1 pseudogene is annotated in these 249 nt (G+C 55.0%); it reads right to left on the reverse strand.

The window, feature by feature from the left end:
- Positions 1-122 (reverse strand): annotated as a pseudogene (locus tag HX855_RS28180) (MarR family transcriptional regulator); the annotation flags it as partial.
- Positions 123-249 lie beyond the last annotated feature (127 nt).

The following is a 249-nucleotide window of genomic DNA, read 5'->3' on the forward strand; positions in this document are numbered from 1 at the left end:
TACGCAGTTTGGGGGCTGATACCGAACCGTCGACACAGTTCTCGTTTATTACTGCCGGGTTGCCGGGCTAAGGCAACGAACTCTTTTTTCAGGCTCATGGCGTCTCTCGTGTTCCAGGGCATGATGGTTTTCCGGCGAAGTTAGCTCGCTGGAAAGTGTCCACCATGTCCCCGCACACCCGTCAACCATGTGTCCGGTCCGTACAGCAAACGCCCCAAAAGTAACCAAAAGGTCTTTGCCCCACCACTC

This window comes from Pseudomonas sp. IPO3778 (assembly GCF_013386825.1).
GTDB lineage: Bacteria > Pseudomonadota > Gammaproteobacteria > Pseudomonadales > Pseudomonadaceae > Aquipseudomonas.